The 5,546-nt window shown below is 43.3% G+C and carries 4 protein-coding genes and 1 pseudogene; 1 reads left to right on the forward strand and 4 read right to left on the reverse strand.

Going from position 1 to position 5,546, the window contains the following annotated elements:
- Positions 1 to 90 precede the first annotated feature (90 nt).
- The 4 genes from C6H04_RS07730 to C6H04_RS08380 all read right to left on the reverse strand — a co-directional run bounded on the left by C6H04_RS07730 (position 91) and on the right by C6H04_RS08380 (position 4,962).
- The gene (locus tag C6H04_RS07730; RefSeq protein WP_104732818.1) at positions 91 to 1,596 is read right to left on the reverse strand and encodes an outer membrane family protein; all 1,506 of its coding nucleotides are present in this window, start codon (positions 1,594 to 1,596) and stop codon (positions 91 to 93) included.
- Positions 1,597 to 1,699: 103 nt separating this feature from the next.
- Complete coding sequence (locus C6H04_RS07735; protein WP_104732819.1) at positions 1,700 to 3,064, reverse strand: outer membrane family protein; 1,365 nt, start codon at positions 3,062 to 3,064, stop codon at positions 1,700 to 1,702.
- 5 nt (positions 3,065 to 3,069) lie between these two features.
- Positions 3,070 to 4,506, reverse strand: a complete 1,437-nt coding sequence (locus tag C6H04_RS07740) for an outer membrane family protein (protein ID WP_104696311.1) — start codon at positions 4,504 to 4,506, stop codon at positions 3,070 to 3,072.
- 306 nt (positions 4,507 to 4,812) lie between these two features.
- Entirely contained in the window at positions 4,813 to 4,962 is a 150-nt protein-coding gene (locus C6H04_RS08380; protein WP_438940250.1) for a zinc ribbon domain-containing protein, read from the reverse strand.
- Positions 4,963 to 5,133: 171 nt separating this feature from the next.
- On the opposite strand from C6H04_RS08380, the pseudogene tnpA reads away from it, so the two are divergent.
- Positions 5,134 to 5,546: pseudogene (gene tnpA / locus C6H04_RS07750) on the forward strand (IS200/IS605 family transposase); the annotation flags it as partial.

Below are 5,546 nucleotides of genomic sequence, written 5' to 3' on the forward strand. Positions count from 1 at the left end.
TACAAAGTGTTGTACAAGATGATATTGACTAACTAGCCCCATAACTAAAGCTAGGGGGTGGGGGGGAAGGAACCAAAAACTGAATTGGTGTTAAAACTTTAAAGTGAGGTTGGTCATCAAATGACTTCTGTCTTGATAGTTTGCCTGAAAAGCGGGATTACCAAATTGGGGCAAGCCAAAGTAACCTACGCGGTACCCTTGGTGAATTTGCACGCCGTAGTATTCGACCTTAAAATGGAGCAATATGGAGGGGGTGAAGGCGTAGTCTAAACTTAGAGCTGCAGAATACTCATCAGCGCGCCCTCGATGTCCTTGCGCGTCTTTATTGGCATGGCTCACTCGTCCAAAGATATGCCAGGCAAACTTTTTGTATACGCTTCCCACAGAGCCATAAACCGTAGTGGTGTTTGCATTGACGACCGCATCAGAGAGGCCGTCGTAACCGATGTTATCCCAAAAGTCATAACCCACAATCCCATAAATATCATTGACATAAGAAGTGTTATTTCCCATGGGCATGGTGTGGCTGCCAAGCAGGGCATCAGAGTTGCCAAAGGTATTGTAGAGCCCTAAGATATAAGTAAATTTATTCCAGCGGAAAATTTGACGGATATTGAGGCTAACGCCATATTTGCCCGTAGGCGATCCGTGTTGAGGGTTATCCCAAATACTGTAATGACCCGTTTCTGAATTATACCAACCAGAATAGTAGATAGGAACAGTTACCATGAGAAGAGTCTGGGAGCGAAAACCCACCTGCTGAAAGTTTTTATTAGTGTCATAGACCAGTTTAATCCCCGGGGTGTTGTAGGTCTTTGGGGCAAAAAAGTAGTAAAACTGCGCACTTAATTTATCGTAATCATAAGTGGCAGTGATCCCATGCCAGCCATAGTTAATGAATTGTCCGTTTTTTTGCAAGTAGGGAACGACAGCGTAGAATTGGTAAATCCAAGAGTTAAACGCCAAGCCTCGCCCAAAAGAACTCCACCACCATAATTTGAGATTTTTCATAGGTTTGTAGTAGAACTCAAAACCCTGGTTAGACCCACTCATTAGGTCAATATTAGCTGCATAACGCCCTAGTTTTATCCCAAAAACATCTTTATACTGATAATCGATATAGGCGGTGTCCAAAATATAGGGACGCGCATTCCATGCCCCTGATTGCCCATGCCCGGCATAATCTGGACCAAAATATTTGTTAAAAAAATAGCCATGCCAACCCCCGATGAAGTTATAGACATCCGAACCAAATACCTTACCATTGGCCTGATCTATTAAATATTTTGTAGAGTCATAAGGGACCCCTGCCATTTCACCCCCAAGGTGGAAGTTAAGCGAGTGGTTAGCGGTATGCCTGGGCAACAAGCCCACTCTAATTTGGGCGGTGCCCGCTACATCGATAAAACTTTCTGTAGGAAAAATGCCCTTTGCAGAATTGAGGGGAGAATGGTTAAAACCGATTTTAGAAAAGGTATCTAATTGCCCGCTAAAGCTATAATCAAAAGCATGCAGCCATGAAATCCCTAGATACCCCAGTAGACTAAAAAGGCGGGTAAAACCGATATGCGCGTCCCGCAAATGATGCTCTGACATACGAACTCCTTCTAAGTGTTTTCTATCATAGGGTATTTTTTGGTGAAAAACAATTGGCATACTAGACATTGCATATTTTAGATATTACTAAACGATACATTTATTAGAACTTCGCCTTGAGAGAGGTCATTAAGAAACTTCTATCTTGCGTGTTGGGAGCAAAATCGGGGTTATTGGGATCGTAGGGGCCATTGTAGCCCACTTTATAGCCCCGGTGTGTGCTCACCTCGTGGTAAACGAGGCGTAGATCACTGGTCACATATTCGTTCCATCTAATTCCCAAGTTGAGGGAAGCAGTCTGCTCACTGGCCCTAGGCGCAAAAGTGAGTTTGCCCAATACACCCCAATAAAATTTTTTATGCACTCCACCTCCGAAGACAAAACCCGTGATCGCGTTGGGAGAGATCATATTGTCTATCAATCCCCCATAAACGCTATTATCCCGGTAGTCGATTCCAATGGGACTTCCATACCGGTTAATTTTGGCGTTAGCATTGCCGATGTTTTGGAAGTATCCCCCTCCAAAATTGAATTGATTGTAGTCAAAGCGTTGCTGAAAATACAAACTTACCCCCCACGCTCCTAAAGGACTACCTCTATAGTAAGTGTTGTAGAGATGGGGCATATATGTGGGAACGATCAGCACGATTTGGCTTAGAGATTTGAAACCGATCCCCTTGAAGTTAGGATTGCTATTGTAGTGGAATTTAAAACCAGGGGTAATGTAAGTATTGGGTGAAAAATACACCAAAGGTTCAAACAATACATGGGGGTCTTCATAACTGACCTCAAAGGCGTGGATTCCTAAATTAATAGGCTTGCCATTTGTGGTAGTAGTGGTAATGGGGGCATACCAATCCCTGATGAACTCTCCCACTGCCAATGCCCTACCAAAAGAGCTAAACCATCTTGTTTGAAAATTCTGTAAAAAGTGGTAGGAAACTTCAAACCCCTCTGTGTAACCACTCATGAAAGTCGTTTTAGATGAATACCTGCCCACTGTGATGCTCAAAGCACGGCCGTATTCATAGCGCAAATAAGCACTATAAAGCACATAGGGGCGTGTGTGTCGATCAGATTGGAGTGCAGACGCTCTCCATGGCGCATCGCCTAAATATCCCCACCATCTTCCGATGTAATAGAACACTTTAGAGCCGTAAATCTTGCCCGTGCTTTGATCGACAAGATAGCGGGTGCTATCATAGGCAAGTGCCCCTAAGGCTCCTCCAAGACCGCTGCTGATTTTATGCGATCCTTTATGCAATAAAGTGGAATCTATTTGGGTTTTTACGGTTATGGCGATAAAGCTCTCTGTAGGATAGATACCCTTGAGTGAATTGATCTGCGAGGTGTTAAAGGCTACCTTAGAAACAGACTCTGTTGCCCCACTCCACTTATAATCAAAGCCCCACAAAAAAAGTCTCTCCAACATGTGCGCAACCAAGAGGACATGGGCAAGCTTGCGCATTAAACCTACAAGCTTACTTTAAATTCAGTAAAAATATGACTTCTATCCTGTTGTGTAGCAGGCTGACTATCCAAAAAGGGGCCATTCCAACCCATCTTGTAACCGCGGTGCATGTCCATATTGTAAAATTCTACCTTGATATCCGCATAAAAATGCTTGGAAAACTGGTATCCCATGTTGAAAGAAATGACCTGCTCGTTGGCTCTAGGACCATAGGTTAGGCGTCCTAAACAGCCCCACAAAAATCTCTCATGCACTCCCCCTCCAAAGAGAAAACCTGTGAAAGAGTCCGCGTCCATCATATAAGAGAGTGAATTGATCGTATTAGCATAAACGCTATTAGTCCAAAAGTCAAAGCCTAAACGGTTTCCATGATAGCCAATCATCCAATTGGCATTACCAAAACTCTTGTAGATTCCCCCCCCAAAGTTGAAGTTGTTGTAGTCAAAACGCTGCTTAATCATTAAACTATGCGCATTTTTTTTAGAGAGCATGCCAAATTGGTATGTATTCCAAAAGCGTTTGGCATAAATGGGATTTAGCACGGTAATGTCAGTTTGCGAACGCCACCCCAGCCCTTTAAAATCTGGTTTACTATCATAGAGGATCGTGAAGTTGGGATCGTATTCGTTGTTGGGAGAAAAGTAAAAGAAAGGCACAATGCTAAGACCCTTGTATTGCCATGTGATATAAAAGGCATGCACACCGGGGTTGATGTTCTTCCCATTAGCCAAGGTGTAGGTCTTGGGCGAGTAAAAATTGTAAAGCCACTCATTATAGGCAAAACCCCGTCCAAAGGAGCTAAACCACCAAAACTTGAAATTTTTCACCTTCAGGGTCATGTCCAAGCCCTGGGTATAACCACTCATGTAGTCCGCAGGGGATTCGTAACGCCCCCCCCTGAAACGAAAAATATCCTTATAGGAATAATCAAGATAGGCATTGTAAATCACATAGTGTCTAGTGTTATTTGCATAACCCTGTGCGCAACTCTCATGAGTGCGATCGGACAGAGCCGTAAGCTGGGCTTGGGTGAGCTGTTGACCTTCTTGATAGGTTTTGACCCCATTGCTCAATCCACACTGTGCCCAGGGTTTTTGGCCAACTAATCCTCCCCAGTAACCAAAATAATTCCAAGCCATATCGCCGTAAGGTTTGCCAGTGGATTGGTCGATCAAATTCCGCGTGCCATCGTAGATCAGTCCCCCGCCCATGCCCCCTAAACTTCCTGAGAGATGATGCCCTGCCGCGGTGGCACTCTTAGAAAATAATTCAGGGAAATCCAACTGCAAGTAGGCGACTACGGTAACAAAAGTTTCTGTGGGATAAAGCCCTTTGTTGCTATTAATGGGCTTATTGTTGAAGCCCACCTTGGAAAAGGATTCTGCCCCTGCCTTGAATTTAGCAAAGGATTCCAGATTGCGCCAATCTAAGGCATCCATTCCGTTCCACAAACCCAACACCGCTACTAAACCTCTTGATAGGAAGGTGATTTTTTTCAATGCCTGACCCTTGTGCGTGATGAGGAATAAATGTTGGACACGCATCCAATGCTTTGCATCTACAAATCCGGAGCAGGCGCTCCAACTCTGCACATTGCGTCTCTCGTTTTTATAGCACAAGTTTAGCATATGCAGCCTTATAATGCGAGTGGTAAAATCTCTCCTGCTCTGCGAACCGCCACTCCCTGAAGAGAGAAGCTTCCTAACTAACTTCAAACTAGCGTTTCTGAACTGAGAAAGACTTTGCTACTTATAGTCCACAAGGCTAGTTCCTAACCCAAGAGACTTTAACTCTACTCTTAAGATATTCTTAGCAGCATTAATGTCTCTATGTTCTGTGTATCCGCATATAGGACAGCAATACTCCCTATGACTTAGCTTAAGTTGGTGGTTGATATTTCCGCAATCAGGTTTTACTCGTGTATCGCGGAGGAGAGAAACGCGACGCGTTTCTTTTTACAAAAAGTTTGCCATTACGCTGTTGTTTGTATTCTAAGAATTTGTAATTCCCCCCCTAGCTTTAGTTATGGGGCTAGTTAGTCAATATCATCTTGTACAACACTTTGTATGATAGCCACTATCAAATGTAAAAGCAGCAACAATATTGTCTATTCTTGCAAATACCATATTGTGTGGTGATACAGGCAAAAAGTCCTTATAGATCAGGTAGAGATAAGGCTCAAAAAATCATTTTGGAAGTGGTACAAGAGCTAGAAGTGGAGATTTTAGAGATGGAGACAGACAAAGACCATATCCACATCTTAGTAGAAGTTGATCCAAGTTTTACTAAAGAAACTTCGCTACGCTCGTTTTGGGGTGATGGAGTTTATTAGAACAGCTAAAGGTAGAAATAGTCGGCTCTTAAACAAGAGTTTGCACATTTAAGAACTAGATTGTCCACACTATGGACGAACTCTTGTTTTATCTCTTCTATAGGAAGCAAAGCGTGGCTTTGCAATTAAACAATACATCGCCAATCA

Source organism: Helicobacter salomonis (genome assembly GCF_900197775.1).
In the GTDB taxonomy this organism is placed as follows: domain Bacteria; phylum Campylobacterota; class Campylobacteria; order Campylobacterales; family Helicobacteraceae; genus Helicobacter; species Helicobacter salomonis.